This is a genomic window from Rhodobacter sp. TJ_12, from assembly GCF_020023995.1.
In the GTDB taxonomy this organism is placed as follows: domain Bacteria; phylum Pseudomonadota; class Alphaproteobacteria; order Rhodobacterales; family Rhodobacteraceae; genus Rhodobacter.
Window position 1 is genome coordinate 1 of the sequence record NZ_NRRD01000033.1, and the last position, 22,373, is coordinate 22,373.

A 22,373-nucleotide genomic window follows, 5' to 3' on the forward strand; every position below is an offset into this window, starting at 1 on the left:
CCGGCCTCCTGCTCTTTGATCATCCCGATAATCTGTGCCTCGGTGAAACGGCTCTTTCGCATTCGTCTGCTCCTTCAGGTTGGGCAGACTCTACATCAGATTGAGGGAACTTCCGGGGGGCAGGTCATTCGAAATACAAGCGCCTCAGCAAGGGCACTGCGGCAAACTATAGGCGGCATTGCGAGGCGATCCGCGAAAAGAACGGGGTTAAAGACATACGCTCGTTCCGACGCAAACATGCCATCGAGGCGCGTGATGCTTTGCAGGAAACTTGGTCGAAGGCCAATGAACGCGTTGCCGTGCTGTCTATCCTTATGCGTCATGCGGTGGATCTAGAGTGGATTGACCGCAATCCGATCGTAGACGTCGAAAAACTTTCGGGCGGTGAATATGAGCCATGGCCCGACGACAAGCTGCTTGCCTTTGAAGCTGCATGCGGCGCGCTGAGCGTGGAGCGTATCGTCTACGAACTCGCCATTGGTACTGGGCAGAGGCTGGGTGATTGCATCTCGATGCGATGGGACGATTTCGACGGCGAATATATGAAGGTCGTCCAGGAAAAGACCTCAACCAAGATCGAGGTCTACTGCCCCAGACGTCTTCAGCAGTTTCTGGAAACGGTTCCGCGAAGAGGGGATCATATTCTCGCGAAGAACGCCAAGCAGCCTATGGGCAAACGTCAGGTTCAGAAGAAGGTGGAGGATGTTCGGGAGGCGATCGGTGTATTTTCCGGAAAGGACCGGCTCGTCCCGCATGGATGGCGATACACCGCTGCCACAAGGTTGGCGGATGCGGGCGTTGATATGCGCGACATCCAGGCTGTCACTGGCCATAAAACGCTCTCGATGGTTCAGAAATACACCGCCCACGCCAATCAGAAGGCTGCCTCCAGACGGGCACAAATGGCGCGAGAACAGAGAGAAAACGAAACGGGAAAGCGCTAACGAAGTGCTAAACTCGAAGTTTGCAATGCTTGATGCAGCTGCAGCATTGAGAATTTTCTCTGTTATTTCAAAGTGGTGCGGGTGAAGGGACTCGAACCCCCACGCCAAAGGCGCCAGAACCTAAATCTGGTGCGTCTACCAATTCCGCCACACCCGCACGCGCCTGCTTCTAGCAAGCGCGCGCGGCCATGGGTAGGGGGCGGTTTGCGAAATCGAAAGATTATCTCGGTATTTCTGATCCGTGGCCAATCGGGCGTTCGGGCGCGCGATGTTCACGATCTTGCCCTGAGTTAACCACAATCTTGTGGTGCGCTCGGGTCTGTGCAGATGATCGAGGATGGGACGTTGACCCCCAAGTTTTCCGCTGTCGCAGCGATTTTCCTGTTCGGTGTCTTGAGCGCCGCACCCGCGGTGCCGTTTCAGGGCGACGCAGCCGGCGCGTTGGCGGTGACCACGCTGGATGGGCGGCAGATGCTGGCCGATGATCTGACCTGTCTCGATTTGCAGGTGCATGCACAGATCGAGGGCGAATGGGCGCGCAGTTTCGCGGGCCAAACACTGCCGGAGCCCGGGCAGGGCCGCGCGCCTGTGCAGGGTTTTGGGCAACTTTACCAAGAGCGTTGCGGGGTCTGATCCACGCCCGGGGCGCGGCACATTGGCAACAGCCTCTTGCCAAAAGGGGGCCCCTCTTTTCGGATTAACCTTTTCGCTCGCCCCAGTTCGGGGGATTGCCTAATCTTGCAGACAGAGCCGCAAAGGCCACAAGAAAAGAGCAGGATACCCCCATGGACAGGCAGGCCACGGGGCAGGGGATCGGGGCTTCGGCGCCGACCGCAGGCCCAATCCAATACCGGCTGGACAGCCAAATTGCCCCCGCGCCGGGGCTTGGCCGCACCGGATTTGCCCTTGGCGCGCGCGTCGCGACGCAAGAGGGGCTGTTGCCCGTCGAATATCTTTCGCTTGGGGATCGGGTCATCACCCGGTCTGGGGCGCGGGTGCTGCGGGCGATCACCAGCTTGCCCCTGATTTCCAATCTGGTGCGGATCGCGCCGGGGGCTTTGGGCCATAATCGGCCGGGCGCGGCGCTGGTTTTGGGTGCGGGCACGCGGGTGCTGTTGCGCGATTGGCGGGCGCAGGCGCTGTTTGGGGCGCCGCAGGCCTTGGTGCCGGTGGTGCGGTTGCTGGATGGGCAATTCATCACCCGTGAAACCGGGCGAAAGACGCGCCTTTTTGCGCTGCATTTCGATACGGCAGAGGTGGTTTATGCCGATGGCGTCGAGATTGGGTGCACCCCGTTGAAGGTGCAGACCGGGGCCTAAGCGGGGCCTAAGGCGCGCGCGGCCCGGAGCACCTGCCCGGCGCGACGGCCCTGGCCGCCGCCTAAAGTCCGATCTCGCGAAACACGCCGGGCAAGGCTTCGGGCAGGTCCTCGGCAATCAGACCGGGGCCGAACTGGCGCGCCGCTGCCGCATGCAGCCATGTGCCGGTGCAGGCGGCCTCAAACGGGGCAAAGCCGCGCGCCATCAGCCCGGCGATGATCCCCGCCAGCACATCGCCCGCACCAGCCGTTGCCAGCCACGGCGCCGCAAGTTCCCCGCTGGCATCATGCACCGCCGCCGCGCCCGCGGGATCGGCAATGGTGGTTTCGGTCCCTTTGAGCAATACCGTGCAGCCCGCCCGCTTGGCGGCGTGGCGCGTGGCGTCCAGTTGCGTCAGGTCGTCCGCCGTCCAAGCCGCGGCAAGATCGGGAAACAGGCGGCGAAACTCGCCCGGATGCGGTGTCAGAACGGTCTGGTCGTGTAGCGCATTGAACAAGGGCGCGGGGTCGCGCTCAAAGGCCGAAAGCGCATCGGCATCCAGCACCGTCGCGCGCCGCCCCCAAAGCGCGGCGGGCACCATTTCCAGCGCGCGCGGCAGCCCCAATCCCGGTCCAAGGCACAGGGCATTCAGCCGGGTATCGGCAAACATCCCACGCAAGGTATAGGCATCGGGCAGGGGGGTCAGCATCACCGCCGTCAGATGCGCGGCATTTTCCGCCATGCTGACCTGCGGGCAGGCCAAGGTCACCAGCCCCGCGCCCACGCGCAACGCCGATCTGGCGGCCAGCCGCGCCGCGCCGCCGCGCCCAGCCCCGCCCGCCAACACCAGCGCATGGCCGTGGCTGTATTTGTGCCCGGCCACCCCTTTGGCCAGCGCCGCGCGCCGCGTTTCAGTCAGGGTGATCTGCTGGATCATGGGCGACTCCGCCAAGAAAAAGAAAAGTTTCGCGCCAGCTTATAGTGCCGCGCAAATGAGAAAAGCGTGAAGATAGAAGCGATTGGCACCAGATCACAGGCCAAGCGGCGCCACCACCACAGCAATGCCCTGCGCGCGCAACACCGCATGGATCGGTTTTTCTGCGTGAAAGGTCACCGCCAGCGTGCAGGGCGCGGCGGGCCAGTCTTGCGTTTCGGCGCGCGCCTCGGCATCGCGGCCCGAGGGCAGATCGACCGCCACCACCGGCGCGCCGCAGCGCAAAATGGCGGCAAAGATCGCCTCGAACCCGGTTAAGGGGCGCGTCAGCCCGATGCCGAACAGCGCATCGATCACCAGCGTCGGGGTGCCGAAATCTGGCTGGGCCGGTAGGCTCTGCACCGGGCCGATCCGGCGCCAGCGGTCGTGATTGGTGCGCGCATCAGGCGGCAGTTTGCCAGGCTCGCCATAAAGATGCACCGTCACCCGCCAGCCGCGCTGACGCAACAGCCGCGCCAGCACGAAGCCATCGCCGCCATTATTGCCCGGCCCGCACAAGATCACCGCATGAAACGGGGCCGTTGGCGTGGGCGCATAGCGCTGCCGTTCCAAGGCGGGCCACATCGCATAAATCGCTGCGCAGACGCCGGTTCCGGCGCGTTCCATCAGCTCCAATCCGGTCACCGCCCCCGAGGCGATGGCCGCCGCTTCGATGGCGCGCATTTGGGCGCTTGTAACGATTTCCGTCTGTTTCTCATTCATCCCGTTTACAAACTGCCCGAAAAATGCGCTAAACGCTGAAACTCTGACCGCGATCTGGGGAATCCCCCGGCGCGGTGCTCAAGGCGAAAGCTACCCGATTGCGGGGCGGCGTGGAAAGTGGTCAGAGAGGTGCGGCAAGATCGAAAGGGGGAGTCGGCGCATGAAAAAGGTTGAGGCGATCATCAAGCCTTTCAAGCTCGACGAAGTGAAAGAAGCACTTCAAGAAGCGGGCATTCAGGGGCTCAGCGTGATCGAAGTTAAAGGGTTCGGGCGGCAAAAAGGTCATACCGAGCTGTACCGTGGCGCCGAATATGTTGTCGATTTCCTGCCCAAGGTGAAAATCGAAATGGTGTTGCCCGATGAAATGGTCGACACCGCCGTGGAAGCGATCGTCGGGGCCGCGCGCACCGAAAAGATCGGTGACGGCAAGATTTTCGTTTCCCCCGTGGAACAAGCCATCCGCATCCGCACCGGCGAGACCGGCGAAGACGCGGTGTAACGCTTTTTAAGAATTCGGACCTCGGTCCGGAAACCCATGCTCAACGAAAGGGTAGTCACTATGAGCGCAGTCCAAAAGGCTCTCGAACTGATGAAGTCGGAGGAAGTCGAATATGTCGACGTCCGCTTCACCGACCCGCGCGGCAAACTCCAGCACGTGACGCTGGTGGCCGATCTGGTCGATGAAGACTTCTTTGACGAAGGCTTCATGTTCGACGGTTCGTCGATTGCTGGCTGGAAGTCGATCGACCAGTCCGACATGAAACTGGTTCCGGATGCGACCTCGGTCTACATCGACCCGTTCTACGCCGAAAAGACGATGTGCGTGCACTGCAACGTGGTCGAGCCCGACACCGGCGAAGCCTATTCGCGCGACCCGCGCGGCACTGCCGTGAAAGCCGAAGCCTATCTGAAATCCTCGGGCATCGGTGATGTGGCCTATTTCGGCCCGGAAGCCGAATTCTTCATCTTTGACGACGTGCGCTACTCGGTCACGCCGCAAAAAGTGTCCTATGCGGTCGACGCGGAAGCCGCCGCTTGGAACACCGATGCGGAAATCGAAATGGGCAACCTCGGCCACCGCGCGGGCCACAAAGGTGGCTACTTCCCGGTCAACCCGATCGACGAAGCCCAAGACCTGCGTTCGGAAATGCTCTCGACCATGAAGCGCATGGGCATGACCGTTGACAAGCACCACCACGAAGTGGCGACCTGCCAACACGAGCTGGGCCTGATCTTCTCGTCGCTGACCGCGCAAGGCGATAACATCCTGAAATACAAGTATGTTATCCAGAACGTCGCCCATGCCTATGGCAAATCGGTGACCTTCATGCCGAAGCCGATCAAAGGCGACAACGGCTCGGGCATGCACGTCAACATGTCGATCTGGAAAGACGGCAAGCCGCTGTTCGCGGGCGACAAATACGCCGATCTGAGCCAAGAAGCGCTGTGGTTCATCGGCGGTATCTTGAAGCATGCGAAAGCGCTCAACGCGCTGACCAACCCGTCGACCAACTCCTACAAGCGTCTGATCCCTGGCTTCGAAGCCCCGGTGCTGCGCGCCTATTCGGCCCGCAACCGCTCGGGCTGCGTGCGTATTCCGTGGACCGAATCGCCGAAAGCGAAACGTGTGGAAGCCCGCTTCCCCGATCCGTCGGCGAACCCCTATCTCGCGTTCTCGGCGCTGCTGATGGCTGGCCTCGACGGCATCAAGAACAAAATCGATCCGGGCGCCGCTTCGGACAAAGACCTTTACGACCTGCCGCCCGAAGAACTGGCTGCGATCCCGACGGTCTGCGGCAGCTTGCGTGAAGCGCTGGAAGCGCTGGAAGCCGATCACGACTTCCTGCTGGCTGGCGACGTGTTCACCAAAGACCAGCTTGAGGGCTACATGGCGCTCAAATGGGAAGAAGTGTACGCCTACGAGCACACCCCGCACCCGGTCGAATACCAACTCTACTATTCCTGCTAAGTTTTGCCGGAACGGTTACGGAAGGGCGCCCTTTGGGGCGCCCTTTTGCGTTGCGCCATATGCCGCTGAGCCCGGCAGTTGAACCGGACGCTGCGTCACGCTAGGAAAGCGCAGGTTTACCAAGGAGGCGGGCATGAGCGTGGCATGGGTGTTCCCCGGTCAGGGGGCGCAAACGATCGGAATGGGCAAGGCCTTGGCCGAAGCCTATCCGGCGGCAAAGGCGGTCTTTGACGAGGTCGATGCGGCCTTGGGCGAAAAGCTGAGCGCGCTTATTTGGGACGGCGATATTGCCGATCTGACGCTGACCGCCAATGCCCAGCCCGCGTTGATGGCGACCTCTTTGGCCGCTGTGAAAGCGCTGGAAGCCGAAGGCTTTGCGATCACCGATGCGGCCTTTGTGGCGGGCCATTCGCTTGGCGAATATTCCGCGCTTTGTGCGGCGGGGGCGCTGAGCCTGTCCGATACCGCGAAGCTGCTGCGCATCCGCGGCGAAGCGATGCAATCGGCGGTGCCGGTGGGCGTGGGCGCGATGGCCGCGCTTTTGGGGCTGGATTTCGCCACCGCGACCGAAGTCGCGCAAGAAGCTGCGCAAGGCGAGATTTGCCAAGCCGCGAATGACAATGATCCGGGGCAGGTAGTCGTGTCGGGCCACAAGGCCGCCGTGGAACGCGCGGTGGAGATCGCCAAGGGCAAGGGTGCAAAACGCGCAGTGATGCTGCCGGTGTCCGCCCCCTTCCACTGTGCGCTGATGCAGCCCGCCGCCGACCGGATGGCCGAGGCGCTGGCGGGGGTGGCGATTTCGGCGCCCGTGGTGCCGGTGGTGGCCAATGTGCGCGCCGAGGCGGTCAGCAGCCCCGATCTGATCCGCGATCTGCTGGTGGAACAGGTCACCGGTTCTGTGCGCTGGCGGGAATCGGTGGAATGGATGGTGGCGCAAGGCGTGACCGAGGCGTGGGAAGTTGGCGCGGGCAAGGCGCTGTCGGGCATGATCAAGCGCATCGCCAAGGAAACCGTGCTGAAAAATCTGGGCACGCCCGAGGATATCGTGAAGCTCAAGGGCTAACAGGGCCGGGGGAGGCCCCGGAGCCAAAGGGATTTGAACCGAGAGACACTTGGGGAAGGAAAGGCTTGCAGATGTTTGATCTGACTGGGAAATGCGCGCTGGTGACCGGCGCTTCGGGCGGCATTGGCGGCGAGATTGCCAAGGTGCTTCATGCTGCGGGTGCCAAAGTGGCGCTGTCGGGCACGCGGGTCGAACCGCTTGAGGCCTTGGCTGCCGAACTGGGCGAGGGGGCCTTTGTCTGCCCCGCGAACCTGTCGGACCCGGATTCGGTGGAGGCGCTGCCCAAAGACGCCGCCGCCGCGATGGGCGCGGTGGATATTTTGGTCAACAATGCGGGCATCACCCGTGACAACCTGTTCATGCGCATGTCGGATGACGAATGGCAGGCGGTGATGGATGTGAACCTGACCTCGTCCTTCCGGCTGATGCGTGGCGTGCTGCGCGGCATGATGAAGGCGCGCTGGGGCCGGATCGTCAACATTACCTCGGTTGTGGGCCAAACCGGCAACCCGGGGCAGGGCAACTATGCTGCCGCCAAAGCCGGGCTGGTGGGCATGTCGAAATCGCTGGCCTACGAAGTGGCGAGCCGTGGCATTACCGTGAACTGCGTCGCGCCGGGCTTCATCGCCACCGCGATGACCGACAAGCTGAATGACGAGCAAAAGGGCAAGATCTTGGCGCAGATCCCGGCGGGCCGGATGGGCGCGCCCGAGGAGATCGCGGCGGCGGTGCTGTATCTGTCCAGCGCCGAAGCGGGCTATATGACCGGCACCACGCTGAGCGTGAACGGCGGCATGGCCATGGTGTGACGCATTGCCCCTGCCGTCGGGGCAACTGCGGGATTTTAACGGCTTGCCTTGTGAGGCGACTGTAGTTATAGGCGGCGATGACGGGACGGGGAACACCCCGGCTCGCGGCGGCCCTGCGTGACGGGGCGAAGAAGCCGCTCGCACGAGCACTGAAGGGATGGGCCATTGCGCCCCCGAACTGAGGAAAAAACATGAGCGACATCGCGGATCGCGTGAAAAAGATCGTCGTGGAACATCTGGGCGTCGAAGAAGACAAGGTCACCGAGACCGCGTCGTTCATCGATGATCTGGGCGCCGACAGCCTCGACACCGTGGAACTGGTGATGGCTTTTGAAGAAGAGTTCGGCATCGAGATCCCGGACGACGCCGCCGAGACCATCCAGACCTTCGGCGATGCGGTGAAATTCATCACCGAAGCCGCCTAAGCGGAAAAAAATCAGAATTTATGGAACGGCGCCCCCTCGGGCGCCGTTTTCCTTTGCACAAGCGGCCTGCGGGCCACGACTTGAAACTGCGAAGGAGATGACGATGACCGTCGATATTCAGGGCCTTGAAGACATTAGCAAACAAACCGATTTCGCCGGGGAGATTGCCCCTGCGGTGGATGTGCAGGGCCTGACCGGGAATGCGCGCAAGGTTTCGGTCGAGGTGCTCAACGCCTGTCTGGTCGATGAGATCGCGTTGGGGCTGGCGTTGAAACAGGCGCATTGGAATGTGAAAGGGGCGAATTTCATCGCCGTGCATGAGTTGATCGACAATGTGCATGGCCGGGTGCAAGAACAGATCGACACGATCGCCGAGCGGGTGCAAATTTTGGATGGCACCGCCGTCGGCACGCTGGAAGCGGTGCAGAAATTCACCGAACTGGAACCCTATCCGATTGGGCTGACCGGCACCGAGGCGCATCTGGGCGAGCTTTGCGCGCGCATGCGCAAGCTGGGCGCCAAACTGCGCAAGGGCATCGACGAGACGGAAAACGCGGGCGATGCCGATAGCGCCGATGTGCTGACCGCCGCCTCGCGGCAGATGGACAAGGACCTTTGGTTCCTGCACTCTCACCTCGACTGATCGGGGGAACGGATGTGAGCGCGGCGCCCTTCGGGGCGCCGTTTGCGTTTGGGGGAAAGATGCGGATTTTTGTGGGCGTGATGCTGGCCGAAGCGCTTTGGGCGCCGGTGGCGCGGTTGCAGGCAGAATTGGGCTGCGGGCGCGCGGTCGACGAAGAGAACCTGCATTTGACGCTGGCTTTTCTGGGGGATCTGGACCTGCCCGAACTGGATTTGGTGCATGAAGAGCTTTCTGCGCTGACCGTCGCGCCGTTCACGGTGGCATTGGCGGGGCTTGATCCTTTGGGCGGGGCGGACCGGGTCGAGACCTTGGTTTTGAACGCGCGCCCCAACCCGGCGCTGGAGGCGCTGCAAGCGAAGGTGGCGCAGGCGGTGCGGCGCGCGGGCGTGGCGCTGGAGCGGCGCCGCTTTCGCCCGCATGTGACGATTGCGCGGTTTGGCAAAGGCTTTGGCCCCGGCGCGGCGGCGAAGCTGGGCGCGCTGTTGCAAGCGCGCGGCGATGTGGTCTTGCCAGAATGGCGGGTGGCGGGCTTTTCGCTGATCCATTCGCATCTGGGGCGCGATGGGGCCAGCTATGAGGTGCTGGCGGACTATCCCGAGATTTGACCCCGCACGCGCGGAAGCGAATGCCCGCCTGCGGCGGCGCTTGACGTTGCGCGGGATTTCCCGCGCGTGTAGAAGGCGCTAACGAAATTTTGCAAAGGGGGCGCAGATGCGTCGGGTTGTCGTTACGGGTCTTGGGATGGTCACGCCGCTGGCTTGCGGGGTCGAGGAAACCTGGTCGCGTTTGTTGGCCGGACAATCGGGGGCGGGGCTGATTACCCGCTTTGACGCGAGCGCGGTGGCGACGAAATATGCCTGCGAAGTGCCGCGGGGCGATGGCACGGATGGCACCTTTAACCCCAACGACTGGATGGAGCCGAAAGAGGCGCGCAAGGTCGATGAATTCATCCTTTACGGGATGGCTGCGGCGGATCAAGCGGTGCGGGATTCGGGCTGGATGCCCGAAGATGACGAAAGCCGTGAACGCACCGGCGTGATGATTGGCTCGGGCATTGGCGGGCTGCAAACGATCGCGGAAAACGCGGTGCTGATCAAAGAAAAGGGCCCGCGCCGGGTGAGCCCGTTCTTTATTCCCGCCGCGCTGATCAACCTTGTTTCGGGGCAGGTGTCGATCCGCTTTGGCTTTAAGGGGCCGAACCACGCGGTGGTGACCGCTTGCGCCACAGGCGCACATGCGATTGGCGATGCGGCGCGGCTGATCATGCTGGGCGATGCCGATGTGATGGTGGCGGGCGGGGCCGAAAACCCGATTTCCGAGATTGGCATTGCCGGGTTCAACGCCTGCAAGGCGCTGTCCACGAAACGCGCGGATGAACCGCAAGCGGCCAGCCGCCCGTGGGATGAAGACCGCGATGGCTTTGTGATGGGCGAAGGCGCGGGCTGTGTGGTGCTGGAAGAATACGAACACGCCAAAGCGCGCGGCGCGAAGATTTATGCCGAAGTGCTGGGCTATGGCCTGTCGGGCGATGCCTATCACATCACCGCGCCGTCCGAAGATGGCGATGGTGGCTTCCGTGCGATGACGGCGGCGCTGAAAAACGCGGGGCTTTCGCCCGCCGATGTGGATTACATCAACGCCCATGGCACTTCGACCATGGCCGATACGATCGAACTGGGCGCGGTCGAACGGTTGTTGGGCGATGCCGCGGCGAACGCCACCATGTCGTCGACCAAATCGGCCACCGGCCACCTTTTGGGGGCCGCGGGCGCGATTGAGGCGATCTTCTGCATTCTGGCGATCCGCGATCAGGTCGCGCCGCCGACGCTCAACCTCGATAACCCGGCGGGCAATCCGGTGATTGACCTTGCCCCGAAAGAGGCCCGCAAGCGCAAGATCGATGTGGCGATGTCCAACAGCTTTGGCTTTGGCGGCACCAATGCCAGCGTGATCGTTGGCAAGGTGCGTGACTGATGCTTTGGCGCAATGTCGTGTCGAATTTCCTGACGCTCGCCATCGTGCTTTTGGTGGTGGCGGGCGGGCTCGCGACTTGGGCAAAGAACCAGTATACCGAGCCGGGGCCGTTGGCAGAGGGGATCTGCCTGCAGGTTGAATCGGGGGCGCGATTCCGCGACATTTCCGAAGAGCTTTATGCGAAGGGGGCGATTTCCTCGGCCTATCTGTTCCGTGCGGGGGCAGATTACGAAGAAAAGGCGGGCAAGCTGAAGATCGGGTCTTACCTGATTGAGCCCTACACGCCGATGGCCGAGATTGTCACGCAGATCACCGAGGGCGGGCCCTCGACCTGCGGCACGGAACTGAACTACCGCATCGGGGTGAATGGCCAGCAGATGATCTTGCGGGCGCTGGACCCCGCGACCGGCAAATATAACGAGACTGCGAAATTCGACCCCAAGGCCGAAGATGTGCCCGAGGGCTTTGCCGATGCGGCGGGCAAGGCCGATGTGCGGCTGCGGGTGACCTTGGCCGAGGGGGTGACAAGCTGGCAGGTGGTCGAGGCGCTGAAATCGGCCGATTTCCTGTCGGGCGAGGTGGGCGACATCCCGGCTGAGGGCAGCCTGTCGCCCGATAGCTATGAGGTCAAGCGCGGCACGAAACGCGCCGATTTGCTGGATCAGATGGCATCGCGCCAAGCGATGGCTTTGGCTTTGGCCTGGGAAAACCGCGCCGAAGGTCTGCCCTATGAAACGCCCGAAGAGGCGTTGGTGATGGCTTCGATCGTGGAAAAGGAAACCGGGGTCGCCTCGGAACGGGCGCAGGTGGCGAGTGTTTTCGTCAACCGGCTGGAACGCGGCATGAAGCTGCAAACCGACCCGACGGTGATTTATGGCGTGACCAAGGGGCAGGGTGCCTTGGGCCGCGGTCTGCGCCAAAGCGAGCTGCGCCGCGAAACGCCTTACAACACCTATGTGATCGATGGGCTGCCGCCGACGCCGATTTGCAACCCCGGCACGGCGGCGATCGAGGCCGCGCTGCACCCGGCCGAAACGCCCTATCTTTACTTTGTCGCCGATGGCACGGGCGGGCATGCCTTTGCCGAAACGCTGGCCGAACACAATGCCAATGTGGCGCGCTGGCGTGCGATCGAAGCGCAGCAAGAGTGATCTGTAATATCCTGAAAATGAAGGAAAACCCCGGCGCTTGCCGGGGTTTTCTTAACGCGCCGTGCGCTGCATCCCAGGGTTTAGGGCTTGACTTTGCGCACGCCTTAAGGTAGAAATTTGGCATGCTAGGAAAAGTGGGCAAGCGCCGCGGGTTACCCGTCGGCGCTTTTTCATTTGGCGCAGCGGTCTGAGCCGCAGGCAGGCCGGCATGAGAGGCAGGTTAGCACATAGATGACAACGGGGTTCACGGGTGGGACCGATCCGCCAGCGGATTTGCTGGCGGAAACGGAGGAGTTGTATCGCGCGGTCGCGGCCGAACTGGCGGCGGCCATGCAGCGCCTGCGCCGCGTCAAGACGCAAGAGGGCAAGACGCAAGAGGCCAAGACCGCCGCACAGGCGGCCAAGGATTTGCGCACGGCGTTTCAAATGGTGATGGAAGAAAGGGTGCGTGTTGAAAAACTTCGCAGACAAGTGGCCGCAGACGTGCCCGCAAGCGCGCTTGACCTCGACGCGGCCCGCACTGAGATCGGGCGCCGTCTGGCTTGCTTGCGCGACGCCGCAGGAGGTGGATGAGTTTCTGGGCGGGCTGGGGGAAAATGCGCTTTTGGCGCTGCCGTGGCTGTTTGAATTTTGGGCGCTACCGCATCAATTGCCGCCTTTGGGGGGCTGGAAAAGCTGGGTGATCTTGGGCGGGCGTGGTGCGGGCAAGACGCGGGCCGGGGCGGAATGGGTGCGCGCACAGGTGGAGGGCGCGGGGCCGGGTGACCCGGGCGCAGCGCGGCGCGTGGCCTTGGTGGGGGAGACCTTCGATCAGGTGCGCGATGTGATGATTTTTGGCGACAGCGGGATTTTGGCCTGCACGCCGCCCGATCGGCGCCCGCATTGGGAGGCGACCCGGCGGCGCTTGGTGTGGGACAATGGCGCGACCGCGCAGGCGTTTTCGGCGCAAGAGCCCGAGGGGTTGCGGGGGCCGCAATTCGATGCCGCTTGGGCCGATGAATTGGGCAAATGGAAAAAGGCTGAAGAGGCCTGGGACATGCTGCAATTTGCCTTGCGGTTGGGGGCGCATCCGCAGCAGGTCATCACCACCACGCCGCGCAATCTGGGGGTTTTGAAGACGATCCTCAACAATCCCTCGACCGTGGTGACCCATGCACCGACCGAGGCGAACCGGGCCTATCTGGCGCAAAGTTTTCTGGATGAGGTGCAGGCGCGTTATGCGGGCACGCGACTGGGGCGGCAAGAGCTTGAGGGCGTGTTGCTGGACGATGTCGAAGGGGCGCTGTGGACGACGGCGATGCTCGAAAGTGCGCGCATCGACCGGGCGCCCGAGATGGATCGGATCGTGGTGGCGCTTGACCCGGCGGTGACAGGCGGCGCGGGGGCGGATGAATGCGGGATCATGGTCGTGGGCGCGGTGACGCGCGGGCCGGTTAGTGACTGGCGTGCCTATGTGCTGGAAGATGCCAGCTTGCGCGGCCGCCCCACCGATTGGGCGCGCGCTGCGATGGCCGCGATGGAGCGCTGGGGGGCGGAAAAGCTGGTGGCCGAGGTCAACCAAGGCGGCGATCTGATCGAAAGCGTTTTGCGCCAGATCGACCCGCTGGTGCCGTTCAAGGCGTTGCGTGCGGCGCGGGGCAAGGCCGCGCGGGCCGAGCCGGTGGCGGCGCTTTATGAACAAGGCCGGGTGAAGCATTGCCGCGCGGGCGGGCTGGGCACGCTTGAGGATCAGATGTGCCGGATGACGGTGCAGGGCTACACCGGGCCGGGGTCGCCCGACCGGGTGGATGCGCTGGTCTGGGCGATGACCGAGGTGATGATTGCCCCCGCCGCAAAATGGCGTCGCCCGCAGGTGCGCGGGCTGTAACCGCGCCAACGCACAAGACTGCACGAACTGCCGAAGGCCGGGATTTGCCCGGCCTTTTTTATGCGGGCCGAAACGGGAACAGATCATGGGTTTCAAGCTTTTTCGCAACACAGGTGTCACCGCCCCGGCGGAGCGCAAAGCCTCGGTCACGGGGCGGATCGTGGCGATGGCGGCGGGCGCGGGGCGCCCCGTCTGGGGGCCGCGCGACAGTGCCAGCCTGACGCGGGCGGGGTTCACCGCCAACCCGGTGGGCTTTCGCGCGGTCAAGCTGATTGCCGAAGCCGGTGCGGCGGTGCCGCTGATTTGTGCCGATGCGACGCGCCGCTATGACAGCCATCCGCTGTTGGATTTGTTGGCGCGGCCCAACCCCGGACAGGGCCGGGCGGAACTGATCGAGGCGCTGTTGGGGCAGATTTTGCTCAGCGGCAATGGCTATGTCGAGGCGGTGGCGGCAGAGACCGGCCTGCCGCGCGAATTGCATGTGTTGCGCGCCGACCGGATGCAGGTGGTGCCGGGGGCGGATGGCTGGCCCGTGGCCTATGACTATGCGGTGGGCGGGCGCAAGCATCGCTTTGACATGACCGGCCATCCCGATCCGATCTGCCATATTCGCAGCTTTCACCCCGCCGACGATCATTATGGGCTTAGCCCGATGCAGGCGGCGGCTGTCGCGGTAGAGGTGCATAACGCAGCCAGTGGCTGGTCGAAGGCGCTGTTGGACAATGCCGCGCGGCCTTCGGGGGCGATTGTCTATAGCGGCGCGGATGGTCAGGGCACGCTAAGCCCCGATCAATATGAGCGCTTGGTCTATGAGATGGAGACCCATCATCAAGGCGCGCGCAATGCGGGCCGCCCGATGCTTTTGGAAGGCGGGCTTGATTGGAAGCCGATGGGGTTTAGCCCCTCGGATATGGAATTTCACGCGACCAAGGCCGCCGCGGCGCGCGAGATTGCCGTGGCCTTTGGCGTGCCGCCGATGCTGCTGGGCATTCCGGGCGATGCCACCTATGCCAATTATGCCGAGGCCAACCGCGCCTTTTACCGGCTGACGGTCTTGCCCTTGCTGACCCGTGTGGCGGCGGCGCTGGCGTGGTGGCTGTCGGGCCATCTGGGGGCGGCGGTCGATTTGCGGCCCGATCTGGATCAGGTGCCCGCGCTGGCGCTGGAACGCGATCAGCTTTGGGCGCGGATCGCGGCGGCGGATTTTCTGAGCGATGTCGAGAAACGCCGGCTTTTGGGCTTGCCGGTCGCCCCGGAGAGCTGAGCCTTGGGGACCGGAGGCTCTCGCTATCTCAAGGAGCCATTCGAAGTGCATGAGCAGCGGTTCGAGGCGACAGAGAAGATCATGGAGTTGCAATTCGCGCATCTGGAGCGGCGGCTGGAACAGATCGAGGCGCTGATTGAACGGCTGGAAAAACGGCTGTGGCTAAGCGTTTACGGCGTGGTGGCGGTGGTTGTGACGCAGGCGGTGCAGGGCATTCTTGATTATGCCCCGAACTAGGGAAAACATCATGGAAACAGATGATTACGGGCTGGAGCGAAAGTTCTGTCGGGGGGTAAAGCCGGTGCAACTGGCCGAGGGGCTGCGGATCGAGGGCTATGCGAGCCTGTTTGGCGAGCCCGATCGGGGCGGCGATGTGGTGCAGCCTGGTGCCTATGCGGACAGCTTGGCCCGGATCGCGGCACGCGGTGGCTCGGTCAAGATGCTGTGGCAGCACGATCCGTCGCAGCCGATCGGGGTTTGGGACGAGATTGCCGAGGATGCCCGGGGGTTGCGCGTCAAGGGGCGGTTGTTGCCACGGGTGGCGCGGGCGCGCGAGGCGGCGGCCTTGGTGAGTGCGGGCGCGATTGACGGGCTGTCGATTGGCTATCGCACGATCCGGGCAGACCGCAACGCGCAGGGCCAGCGGCTCTTGGCGGAACTTGATCTGTGGGAAGTGTCGTTGGTGACCTTTCCGATGCTGGGCACGGCGCGGGTGGCGGCGAAGGCGACCGCCCCGTGGCACGATTTGGCCGCCGCTTTACGTGCGGCCACGGCGGAACTGGCGGCGCGATAGGCGCAAAACCCCAAGGAGAGAGACGGATGACCAAGGAGGCAAGGGCCGGGGCAGAACTGCCCGGGGGCCCCGATACGGCGCGGGATGTGCGGTCCGCGCTGGCGGGTTTCGTGCAGGAGGTCAAGGGCCTGCACGACGAGCTCCGCACCCGGATGCAACAACAGGAAGAGCGTGTGACGATGCTGCAAACCAAAACATTGACCGGGCGTCCTGCCCTTGCCACGGCGGCGCAAGACGAGGCGCCGCATCACAAGGCCTTTGGCGCCTATCTGCGCGCGGGCGAGGATGAGGGGCTGCGCGGGCTGGCGCTGGAGGGCAAGGCGCTGAATACCGCTGTGGCGGCGGAGGGCGGCTATCTGGTCGATCCGCAAACCTCTGAGACCATTCACGGGGTGTTGCGGGCGACCGCCTCGATCCGGCAGATTGCCAGCGTCGTCAATGTCGAGGCCAGCTCTTTTGATGTGCTGGTCGATCACACGGAGATGGGCACCGGCTGGGCCACGGAAACGGCAAGCCTGACCGAAACCGCGACGCCGCAGATCGACCGGATCACCATTCCGCTGCATGAGCTTTCGGCGCTGCCCAAGGCAAGCCAGCGGCTGCTGGATGACAGCGCCTTTGATATCGAAACTTGGCTGGCGCATCGGATCGCGGATAAATTCGCCCGCGCCGAGGCGGCGGCTTTCATTTCGGGCGATGGGGTGGACAAGCCGACCGGCTTTTTGACCCATCCGACCGTGGCCAATGGCCTGTGGGCTTGGGGCAGCCTTGGCTATATGGCGACTGGGGCGGATGGCGATTTTGCGGCGGTGAATGCGGCCGATGCGATTGTCGATCTGGTCTATGCGCTTGGGGCCGAATACCGCGCCAATGCGAGTTTCGTGATGAATTCGAAAACCGCGGGCGCAGTGCGCAAGATGAAGGATGCCGACGGGCGGTTTTTGTGGTCCGACGGGTTGGCGGCGGGGGAGCCCGCGCGGCTGATGGGCTACCCAGTGCTGATTGCCGAGGATATGCCCGATATCGCCTCGGGCACCTATGCGGTGGCGTTTGGCGATTTTGCCAAGGGCTACACGATTGCCGAGCGGCCCGATCTGCGGGTGCTGCGCGATCCGTTCTCGGCCAAGCCGCATGTGCTTTTTTACGCCTCCAAGCGGGTGGGCGGCGATGTGAGCGATTTCGCCGCGATCAAGCTGTTGAAATTCGCCACCGCCTAAGGGCCGCGCGACGCGGGGCCGGGCACCGCCCGGCCTCGCCCCGGCTTGCGGGGGATTTCAGGAGGGGTTTCATGATGTTGACCGAAGTGACGGCGGTGCCCGATGCGGTGCTGCCGCTGGCCGAATTTCGCGATCATTTGCGGCTGGGCACGGGCTTCGCCGATCTGGGGGCGGAAGATGCGGCGCTGTTGGGCTATTTGCGTGCGGCGCTGGCGGCGATTGAGGGGCGCACGGCCAAGGCACTTTTGGCGCGGCCCTTCAGCTTGCGGCTGGAGGCTTGGCGCTGGGGGGATTTGCAGACCTTGCCGATTGCGCCGGTCGCGGCGGTGGCGGCGCTGCGGCTGGTTGATCCGGCGGGGGGCGCGGTGCTGGCGGACCCGGCGGCGTGGCGGCTGGTGGCCGATCTGGCGCGCCCGCGTCTGGTGGCGACCGGGGCGCTGTTGCCGCGCATTCCGGCGGGCGGGCATGTGAGGGTGGAGTTCACCGCCGGTTTTGGCCCGGCTTGGGCCGATGTGCCGGTCGATCTGGCGCAGGCGGTGTTCTTGCTGGCCGCGCAATATTTCGAGTTTCGCCATGATGGCGCAGGGGAGGGCGCGGCGATGCCCTTTGGTGTCAGCGCCTTGATCGAACGCTGGCGCACGGTGCGGGTCTTGGGGGGCGGCGCATGAGCGTGCCGCATCTGAACCGCAAGCTGGTTTTGGAAGCGGCGCAGCGGCGACCCGACGGGGCCGGGGGCGCGACGCTTGAGTGGCAGGCTTTGGGCGAGGTCTGGGCGGCGGTGAAAGCGGGCAGCGGGCGCGCGCGCGAAGGCGCATTCGTCACGCTGGCTTCGGTGCCCTATCGGATCGTGGTGCGGGCGGCACCGGTGGGCAGCCCGCGCCGCCCGCGGCCCGAGCAGCGCTTTCGTGACGGTGCGCGGGTGTTTCGCATTCTGGCCGTGGCCGATGACGACCCTGCGGGGCTTTATCTGACCTGCTTCACCCGTGAGGAGGTGGCGGCATGAGCTATGCGAATTCGGGCGCGGTGCAGGCGGCGGTTTATGACCGGCTGGCGGGGGATGCGGCCTTGGCGGCGCTGGTGGGGGGCGCGATCCATGATGCGCTGCCGCCCGGCCCGGTGGTGGGCCCCTATGTCAGCCTTGGGCCGGAAAGCGTGCGCGATGCCTCGGACGCGACGGGCGCGGGGGCTTGGCATGATCTTACCGTCTCGGTGGTGAGTGATGCGGCGGGGTTTGCCGCGGCCAAGGCCGTTGCGGCGGCGGTCTCTGACGCCCTGTTGGGGGCGCCGCTGGTTTTGGCACAGGGGCATCTGGTCGGGCTTTGGTTTCTGCGCGCGCGGGCGCGGCGGGTCGACAAGGCCGAGATGCGGCGCATCGATTTGATCTTCCGCGCCCGGGTCGAGGGCTAAGCTTTGCCGTTTAAGGGTCTGGCAAAGCAGGATTTTTAACTTTCGGAGGCAAGGTATGGCGGCGCAGAACGGCAAGGATCTTTTGATCAAGCTTGACCTGACCGGGGCGGGACAATTTCAGACCATCGCGGGGTTGCGCGCGACGCGCATCAGCTTCAACGCGGAAACGGTTGATGTGACTTCGCTGGAAAGTCAGGGGGGCTGGCGCGAATTGCTGGGCGGCGCGGGGGTGCGCTCGGCCAGCTTGTCGGGGGCGGGGGTGTTCAAGGATGCGGGCACCGATGAACGCGCGCGCCAGATCTTTTTTGACGGAGAAAAGCCCAATTTTCAGGTGATTATCCCCGACTTCGGCGTGGTGGAGGGGCCCTTTGTTATCACCGCGATCGAATATGCGGGCAATCATGATGGCGAGGCCACCTATGAGCTGGCGATGGCCTCGGCCGGTGCGCTGGCGTTTACGGCGCTTTGAGCATGGCGAACCCTTGGGCCGGAGAGGTGGAGGTCATGCTGGGTGGCAAGCCGCGCGTGGCCAAGTTGACATTGGGGGCGCTGGCGGAGTTGGAGGCCGAGCTAGGGGCCGAAAGCCTGCTGGATTTGGTCGCGCGGTTCGAGCGGGGGGCTTTTTGCAGCCGCGATGTGCTGGCCTTGATCGTGGCGGGGTTGCGCGGCGGCGGCTGGCAGGGCCGAGCCGAAGACTTGCGCGCGGTGGATATTGGCGGCGGACCGGTGGCGGCGGCACGGCTGGCGGCGGAACTGCTGGCGCGGGCCTTTGCGCCGCCGCCGGGGGCGGGGGGCGATGGCGGAGCGGCTTGATTGGCCGGGGCTGATGCGGGCCGGTTTGCAGGGGTTGCGGCTGCGCCCGGCGGAGTTTTGGGCGCTGAGCCCGGCAGAACTGGCGCTGATGCTGGGGGCTGCGGGGCGGGCAGCGGCGTTGGATCGGGCCGGGCTGGCGGCTTTGGCGGCGCGCTGGCCCGATATGCCCGTGCAAGGAGAGAGAGATGGATGAATTCGACAGCTTGAGCGATCAGGCCGAGGATCTGGCGCGCAATCTGGCCGGGGCCGAAGGGATGGCGGCGGCTTTTTCTGCGGAATTGGCGCGGATGCGCGAGAGCCTGACCTATACCGGGCGTGAGGTGGGCACGCTGTCGTCAAGCCTTGGGCGCAGCCTCAAACGCGCCTTTGACGGGGTGGTGTTTGACGGGCTGAACCTGTCCGACGCGTTGGGGCAGGTGGCCGAAAGCCTGTCGCGCACGGCCTATGCGGCGGCTATGCGCCCGGTGCAAGAGGCGTTGGGCGGCGCGCTGGCCAATGGGATGACGGGGCTTTTGGGCCGCGTCTTTCCCTTTGAACAGGGCGGTGCGTTCAGCGCGGGGCAGGTCTTGCCTTTCGCGCGCGGCGGGGTGGTGAGCGCACCCACTGCTTTTCCGATGCGGCGCGGCCTGGGGCTGATGGGCGAAGCGGGGCCAGAGGCGATCTTGCCGCTGGCGCGGGGCGCCGATGGGCGGCTGGGCGTGCAGGCGGGGGCGTCGGGGCGCGCGGTGACGGTGGTGATGAATGTGACCACGCCCGATGCGGCGGGGTTTGCGCGATCTTCGGGTCAGATCGCGCAACAGATCAACCGCGCCTTGGCGCGCGGCCAACGCAATGCGTAAGGGGAAGCCATGGCCTTTCACGAGGTAAGATTTCCCGCCAATCTGAGCTTTGGCTCGGTCGGCGGGCCGGAGCGGCGCACCGAGATTGTCACGCTGGCCAGCGGGTTTGAGGAACGCAACAGCCCCTGGGCGCATGCGCGGCGGCGCTATGATGCGGGGGTAGGGCTGCGGTCTTTGGATGATGTGGAACGGCTGATTGCGTTTTTTGAGGCGCGGGCGGGGCAGTTGCATGGTTTTCGCTGGAAGGATTGGGCCGATTACAAAAGCTGCCCCGCCTCGGCCCAGCCCGGCTATGAAGATCAGCTTTTGGGCCTGGGCGATGGGGTGACGGCGCGGTTTCAGCTGCAAAAGCGCTATGGTTCGGGCGGGGTGGAGTATTTCCGCCCGATCACCAAGCCGGTGGCTGGCACGGTGGTTGCGGGCATTCAGGGCGATCATCGGGCCGAGCAGGTGCATTTCAACGTGGATACCGAAACCGGGGGCGTGGTCTTTCACACCCCGCCGGGGGCGGGGGCACGGGTCACCGCCGGGTTCGAGTTCGATGTGCCGGTGCGGTTTGACACCGACCGGATCGCGGTTTCGGTGCAATCGTTCCAAGCGGGGGATTTGCCGCAAGTGCCGGTGGTGGAGTTACGGGTCTGATGGCGTTTTCAGAAGATTTTCAGGCGCATCTGCAGCGCGGCGATACCACGGTGGCGCGGGCTTGGGCGGTGACGCGGCGCGATGGGGGGGTGTTGGGGTTCACCGATCACGACCGGGCCTTGCGCTTTGACGGGATCGATTTTGCCCCCGACAGCGGGATGACCGCGCAGGCGGTATTACAGGCCACGGGGCTTGCGATCGACAATACTGAGGCCATGGGCGCGCTGCGGTCGGAGGCGATCAGCGAAGCCGATCTGTTGGCCGGGCGCTATGACGGGGCCGAGGTTGTGGCCTGGCTGGTGAACTGGGCCGATGTGGCGCAGCGCGCGGTGGTGTTTCGCGGCCAGATCGGCGAGGTGGTGCGTGGCGCCGGGGCGTTCACGGCGGAACTGCGCGGCCTGACCGAGGCTTTGGGGACCGAACAGGGGCGCATCTATCACCCGCGCTGCGCGGCCGTTTTGGGCGATGCGCATTGCGGCTTTGATCTGGACACGAATGGCTACAGCCTAAGCGCGCCGGTGGCCGAGGTCTTGCCCGAGGGCGTATTGCGCATTGCCGAAGGGGCGGGGTTCGAAGACCGCTGGTTCGAAAAGGGCCGGATCGTCGTGCAATCGGGCGCGGCGGCGGGGTTGGTGGGCGCGGTCAAGCTGGACCGGTTGCAACCCGATGGCGCGCGCCACATCACGCCTTGGCAAAGCTTTGGCGCCGAGATCACGCCGGGCGATGGGCTGCGGATCCATCCGGGCTGCGACAAGCGCGCCGAGACCTGCCGGCTCAAGTTCGACAACTTTCTGAATTTTCGTGGCTTTCCGCACATTCCGGGGGAAGATTGGCTGATTTCTTACCCGGTTGCCTCGGGCGCGAATGACGGTGGGAGCCTGTTTGCATGAGCGATCTGGGCGCACAGGCGCTGGTCGAGGCGCGGCGCTGGATCGGCACGCCCTATGTGCATCAGGCAAGCCAGCGCGGCGCGGGGGCGGATTGTCTGGGGCTGTTGCGGGGCATTTGGCGTGCGCTTTACGGGGCCGAGCCGGAAGCCGTGCCCGCCTATAGCGCCGATTGGGCCGAGCCAGCGGGGCAAGAGGCGTTGTGGGCGGCGGCGCGGCGGCATTTGATCGAACAAACTGGCGCGGCGCAGGTCGTGCCCGGGCAGGTGATCTTGTTTCGGATGCGGGCAGGATCGGTGGCGAAACATCTTGGTGTTGTTTCGGGCGGCGGCGCGCAGGCGCGGTTCATTCATGCCTATAGCGGGCATGGCGTGGTGGAAAGCCCGCTGTCGGCGCCATGGGCGCGGCGGATCGTGGCGCGGTTCGCCTTTCCGGAAAGGGGCTAAGCGATGGCGACATTGGTATTGGGCGCGGCGGGGGCGGCGCTCGGCGCGGGCTTTGGCGGCACGGTGCTGGGGCTGTCGGGCGCGGTGATCGGGCGCGCGGTGGGCGCAACCTTGGGCCGGGTGATCGATCAGCGGCTTTTGGGCGTGGGCGGGCAGGCGGTGGAAACGGGCCGGGTGGCGCGGCTGCGGCTTTCCAGCGCGGCGGAAGGGGAGCCGGTGGGCCGGC

31 protein-coding genes and 1 tRNA gene are annotated in these 22,373 nt (G+C 64.5%); 29 read left to right on the plus strand and 3 right to left on the minus strand.

Going from position 1 to position 22,373, the window contains the following annotated elements:
• Positions 1 to 260 precede the first annotated feature (260 nt).
• A complete protein-coding gene (locus tag CKO11_RS16360) occupies positions 261 to 944 on the plus strand; it encodes a tyrosine-type recombinase/integrase (RefSeq protein ID WP_223641193.1) in 684 nt (227 codons plus the stop codon).
• Positions 945 to 1,017: 73 nt separating this feature from the next.
• Here the strand turns inward: CKO11_RS16360 and CKO11_RS16365 are convergent.
• A tRNA-Leu gene (locus CKO11_RS16365) sits at positions 1,018 to 1,101 on the minus strand.
• A 188-nt stretch (positions 1,102 to 1,289) separates the two neighbouring features.
• Here CKO11_RS16365 and CKO11_RS16370 point away from each other — a divergent pair.
• Positions 1,290 to 1,577 carry a hypothetical protein gene (locus tag CKO11_RS16370; RefSeq protein WP_223641196.1) on the plus strand — a complete coding sequence of 96 codons (288 nt, stop codon included), beginning with the start codon at positions 1,290 to 1,292 and terminating at the stop codon, positions 1,575 to 1,577.
• 152 nt (positions 1,578 to 1,729) lie between these two features.
• The gene (locus tag CKO11_RS16375) at positions 1,730 to 2,263 is read left to right on the plus strand and encodes a Hint domain-containing protein (protein WP_223641199.1); all 534 of its coding nucleotides are present in this window, start codon (positions 1,730 to 1,732) and stop codon (positions 2,261 to 2,263) included.
• A 61-nt stretch (positions 2,264 to 2,324) separates the two neighbouring features.
• Here the strand turns inward: CKO11_RS16375 and CKO11_RS17585 are convergent, their stop codons facing one another.
• Positions 2,325 to 3,179 carry an NAD(P)H-hydrate dehydratase gene (locus CKO11_RS17585; RefSeq protein WP_317851820.1) on the minus strand — a complete coding sequence of 285 codons (855 nt, stop codon included), beginning with the start codon at positions 3,177 to 3,179 and terminating at the stop codon, positions 2,325 to 2,327.
• Positions 3,180 to 3,272: 93 nt separating this feature from the next.
• Complete coding sequence (locus tag CKO11_RS17590) at positions 3,273 to 3,899, minus strand: NAD(P)H-hydrate epimerase (RefSeq protein WP_317851821.1); 627 nt, start codon at positions 3,897 to 3,899, stop codon at positions 3,273 to 3,275.
• A 199-nt stretch (positions 3,900 to 4,098) separates the two neighbouring features.
• On the opposite strand from CKO11_RS17590, the gene CKO11_RS16385 reads away from it, so the two are divergent.
• The 26 genes from CKO11_RS16385 to CKO11_RS16510 form a co-directional block, all read left to right on the plus strand.
• Complete coding sequence (locus CKO11_RS16385; RefSeq protein WP_223641202.1) at positions 4,099 to 4,437, plus strand: P-II family nitrogen regulator; 339 nt, start codon at positions 4,099 to 4,101, stop codon at positions 4,435 to 4,437.
• Between the two features lie 60 nt (positions 4,438 to 4,497).
• Complete coding sequence (gene glnA, locus CKO11_RS16390; RefSeq protein WP_223641204.1) at positions 4,498 to 5,907, plus strand: type I glutamate--ammonia ligase; 1,410 nt, start codon at positions 4,498 to 4,500, stop codon at positions 5,905 to 5,907.
• Between the two features lie 133 nt (positions 5,908 to 6,040).
• Positions 6,041 to 6,970, plus strand: a complete 930-nt coding sequence (gene fabD / locus CKO11_RS16395; protein ID WP_223641207.1) for an ACP S-malonyltransferase — start codon at positions 6,041 to 6,043, stop codon at positions 6,968 to 6,970.
• Positions 6,971 to 7,041: 71 nt separating this feature from the next.
• Positions 7,042 to 7,779 carry a 3-oxoacyl-[acyl-carrier-protein] reductase gene (fabG, locus tag CKO11_RS16400; RefSeq protein ID WP_223641210.1) on the plus strand — a complete coding sequence of 246 codons (738 nt, stop codon included), beginning with the start codon at positions 7,042 to 7,044 and terminating at the stop codon, positions 7,777 to 7,779.
• Between the two features lie 191 nt (positions 7,780 to 7,970).
• On the plus strand, positions 7,971 to 8,204 hold the full coding sequence (locus CKO11_RS16405) for an acyl carrier protein (protein ID WP_013067402.1): 234 nt from the start codon (positions 7,971 to 7,973) through the stop codon (positions 8,202 to 8,204).
• A gap of 103 nt (positions 8,205 to 8,307) precedes the next feature.
• The gene (gene dps / locus CKO11_RS16410; protein ID WP_223641212.1) at positions 8,308 to 8,847 is read left to right on the plus strand and encodes a DNA starvation/stationary phase protection protein Dps; all 540 of its coding nucleotides are present in this window, start codon (positions 8,308 to 8,310) and stop codon (positions 8,845 to 8,847) included.
• A 59-nt stretch (positions 8,848 to 8,906) separates the two neighbouring features.
• A complete protein-coding gene (gene thpR / locus CKO11_RS16415) occupies positions 8,907 to 9,452 on the plus strand; it encodes an RNA 2',3'-cyclic phosphodiesterase (RefSeq protein ID WP_223641215.1) in 546 nt (181 codons plus the stop codon).
• Positions 9,453 to 9,558: 106 nt separating this feature from the next.
• Positions 9,559 to 10,821, plus strand: a complete 1,263-nt coding sequence (gene fabF, locus CKO11_RS16420; protein ID WP_223641218.1) for a beta-ketoacyl-ACP synthase II — start codon at positions 9,559 to 9,561, stop codon at positions 10,819 to 10,821.
• Positions 10,821 to 11,972, plus strand: coding sequence for an endolytic transglycosylase MltG (mltG, locus tag CKO11_RS16425; RefSeq protein ID WP_223641220.1), 1,152 nt, complete (start codon positions 10,821 to 10,823; stop codon positions 11,970 to 11,972). The genes fabF and mltG overlap by 1 nt, the downstream gene beginning before the upstream one ends.
• Positions 11,973 to 12,203: 231 nt before the next feature.
• Positions 12,204 to 12,545: a hypothetical protein gene (locus CKO11_RS16430; protein WP_223641222.1), complete on the plus strand. Its 342-nt coding sequence runs from the start codon at positions 12,204 to 12,206 to the stop codon at positions 12,543 to 12,545.
• Positions 12,538 to 13,839 carry a DNA-packaging protein gene (locus tag CKO11_RS16435; RefSeq protein WP_223641224.1) on the plus strand — a complete coding sequence of 434 codons (1,302 nt, stop codon included), beginning with the start codon at positions 12,538 to 12,540 and terminating at the stop codon, positions 13,837 to 13,839. Before CKO11_RS16430 ends, CKO11_RS16435 begins: the two co-directional genes overlap by 8 nt.
• An 85-nt stretch (positions 13,840 to 13,924) precedes the next feature.
• A complete protein-coding gene (locus CKO11_RS16440; protein ID WP_223641226.1) occupies positions 13,925 to 15,103 on the plus strand; it encodes a phage portal protein in 1,179 nt (392 codons plus the stop codon).
• A 45-nt stretch (positions 15,104 to 15,148) separates the two neighbouring features.
• Positions 15,149 to 15,340: a hypothetical protein gene (locus tag CKO11_RS16445; RefSeq protein WP_223641228.1), complete on the plus strand. Its 192-nt coding sequence runs from the start codon at positions 15,149 to 15,151 to the stop codon at positions 15,338 to 15,340.
• 10 nt (positions 15,341 to 15,350) lie between these two features.
• Complete coding sequence (locus CKO11_RS16450) at positions 15,351 to 15,896, plus strand: HK97 family phage prohead protease (RefSeq protein ID WP_223641230.1); 546 nt, start codon at positions 15,351 to 15,353, stop codon at positions 15,894 to 15,896.
• A 26-nt stretch (positions 15,897 to 15,922) separates the two neighbouring features.
• A complete protein-coding gene (locus CKO11_RS16455) occupies positions 15,923 to 17,113 on the plus strand; it encodes a phage major capsid protein (RefSeq protein WP_223641232.1) in 1,191 nt (396 codons plus the stop codon).
• Positions 17,114 to 17,184: 71 nt separating this feature from the next.
• Complete coding sequence (locus tag CKO11_RS16460) at positions 17,185 to 17,781, plus strand: hypothetical protein (RefSeq protein WP_223641235.1); 597 nt, start codon at positions 17,185 to 17,187, stop codon at positions 17,779 to 17,781.
• On the plus strand, positions 17,778 to 18,116 hold the full coding sequence (locus CKO11_RS16465) for a head-tail adaptor protein (RefSeq protein WP_223641239.1): 339 nt from the start codon (positions 17,778 to 17,780) through the stop codon (positions 18,114 to 18,116). Before CKO11_RS16460 ends, CKO11_RS16465 begins: the two co-directional genes overlap by 4 nt.
• Complete coding sequence (locus CKO11_RS16470) at positions 18,113 to 18,520, plus strand: DUF3168 domain-containing protein (protein ID WP_223641241.1); 408 nt, start codon at positions 18,113 to 18,115, stop codon at positions 18,518 to 18,520. The genes CKO11_RS16465 and CKO11_RS16470 overlap by 4 nt, the downstream gene beginning before the upstream one ends.
• A gap of 55 nt (positions 18,521 to 18,575) precedes the next feature.
• Complete coding sequence (locus tag CKO11_RS16475; protein ID WP_223641244.1) at positions 18,576 to 18,989, plus strand: phage major tail protein, TP901-1 family; 414 nt, start codon at positions 18,576 to 18,578, stop codon at positions 18,987 to 18,989.
• 2 nt (positions 18,990 to 18,991) lie between these two features.
• On the plus strand, positions 18,992 to 19,333 hold the full coding sequence (locus CKO11_RS16480) for a gene transfer agent family protein (protein WP_223641246.1): 342 nt from the start codon (positions 18,992 to 18,994) through the stop codon (positions 19,331 to 19,333).
• Positions 19,317 to 19,526: a rcc01693 family protein gene (locus CKO11_RS16485; protein WP_223641248.1), complete on the plus strand. Its 210-nt coding sequence runs from the start codon at positions 19,317 to 19,319 to the stop codon at positions 19,524 to 19,526. The genes CKO11_RS16480 and CKO11_RS16485 overlap by 17 nt, the downstream gene beginning before the upstream one ends.
• Positions 19,519 to 20,172, plus strand: coding sequence for a phage tail tape measure protein (locus CKO11_RS16490; RefSeq protein ID WP_223641250.1), 654 nt, complete (start codon positions 19,519 to 19,521; stop codon positions 20,170 to 20,172). Before CKO11_RS16485 ends, CKO11_RS16490 begins: the two co-directional genes overlap by 8 nt.
• Before the next feature lie 9 nt (positions 20,173 to 20,181).
• The gene (locus tag CKO11_RS16495) at positions 20,182 to 20,814 is read left to right on the plus strand and encodes a DUF2460 domain-containing protein (RefSeq protein ID WP_223641252.1); all 633 of its coding nucleotides are present in this window, start codon (positions 20,182 to 20,184) and stop codon (positions 20,812 to 20,814) included.
• The gene (locus CKO11_RS16500; RefSeq protein WP_223641254.1) at positions 20,814 to 21,704 is read left to right on the plus strand and encodes a DUF2163 domain-containing protein; all 891 of its coding nucleotides are present in this window, start codon (positions 20,814 to 20,816) and stop codon (positions 21,702 to 21,704) included. The genes CKO11_RS16495 and CKO11_RS16500 overlap by 1 nt, the downstream gene beginning before the upstream one ends.
• A complete protein-coding gene (locus CKO11_RS16505; protein ID WP_223641256.1) occupies positions 21,701 to 22,147 on the plus strand; it encodes a peptidase in 447 nt (148 codons plus the stop codon). The genes CKO11_RS16500 and CKO11_RS16505 overlap by 4 nt, the downstream gene beginning before the upstream one ends.
• 3 nt (positions 22,148 to 22,150) lie before the next feature.
• On the plus strand, positions 22,151 to 22,373 hold a 223-nt coding region (locus CKO11_RS16510; RefSeq protein WP_223641258.1), incomplete at its 3' end, for a hypothetical protein.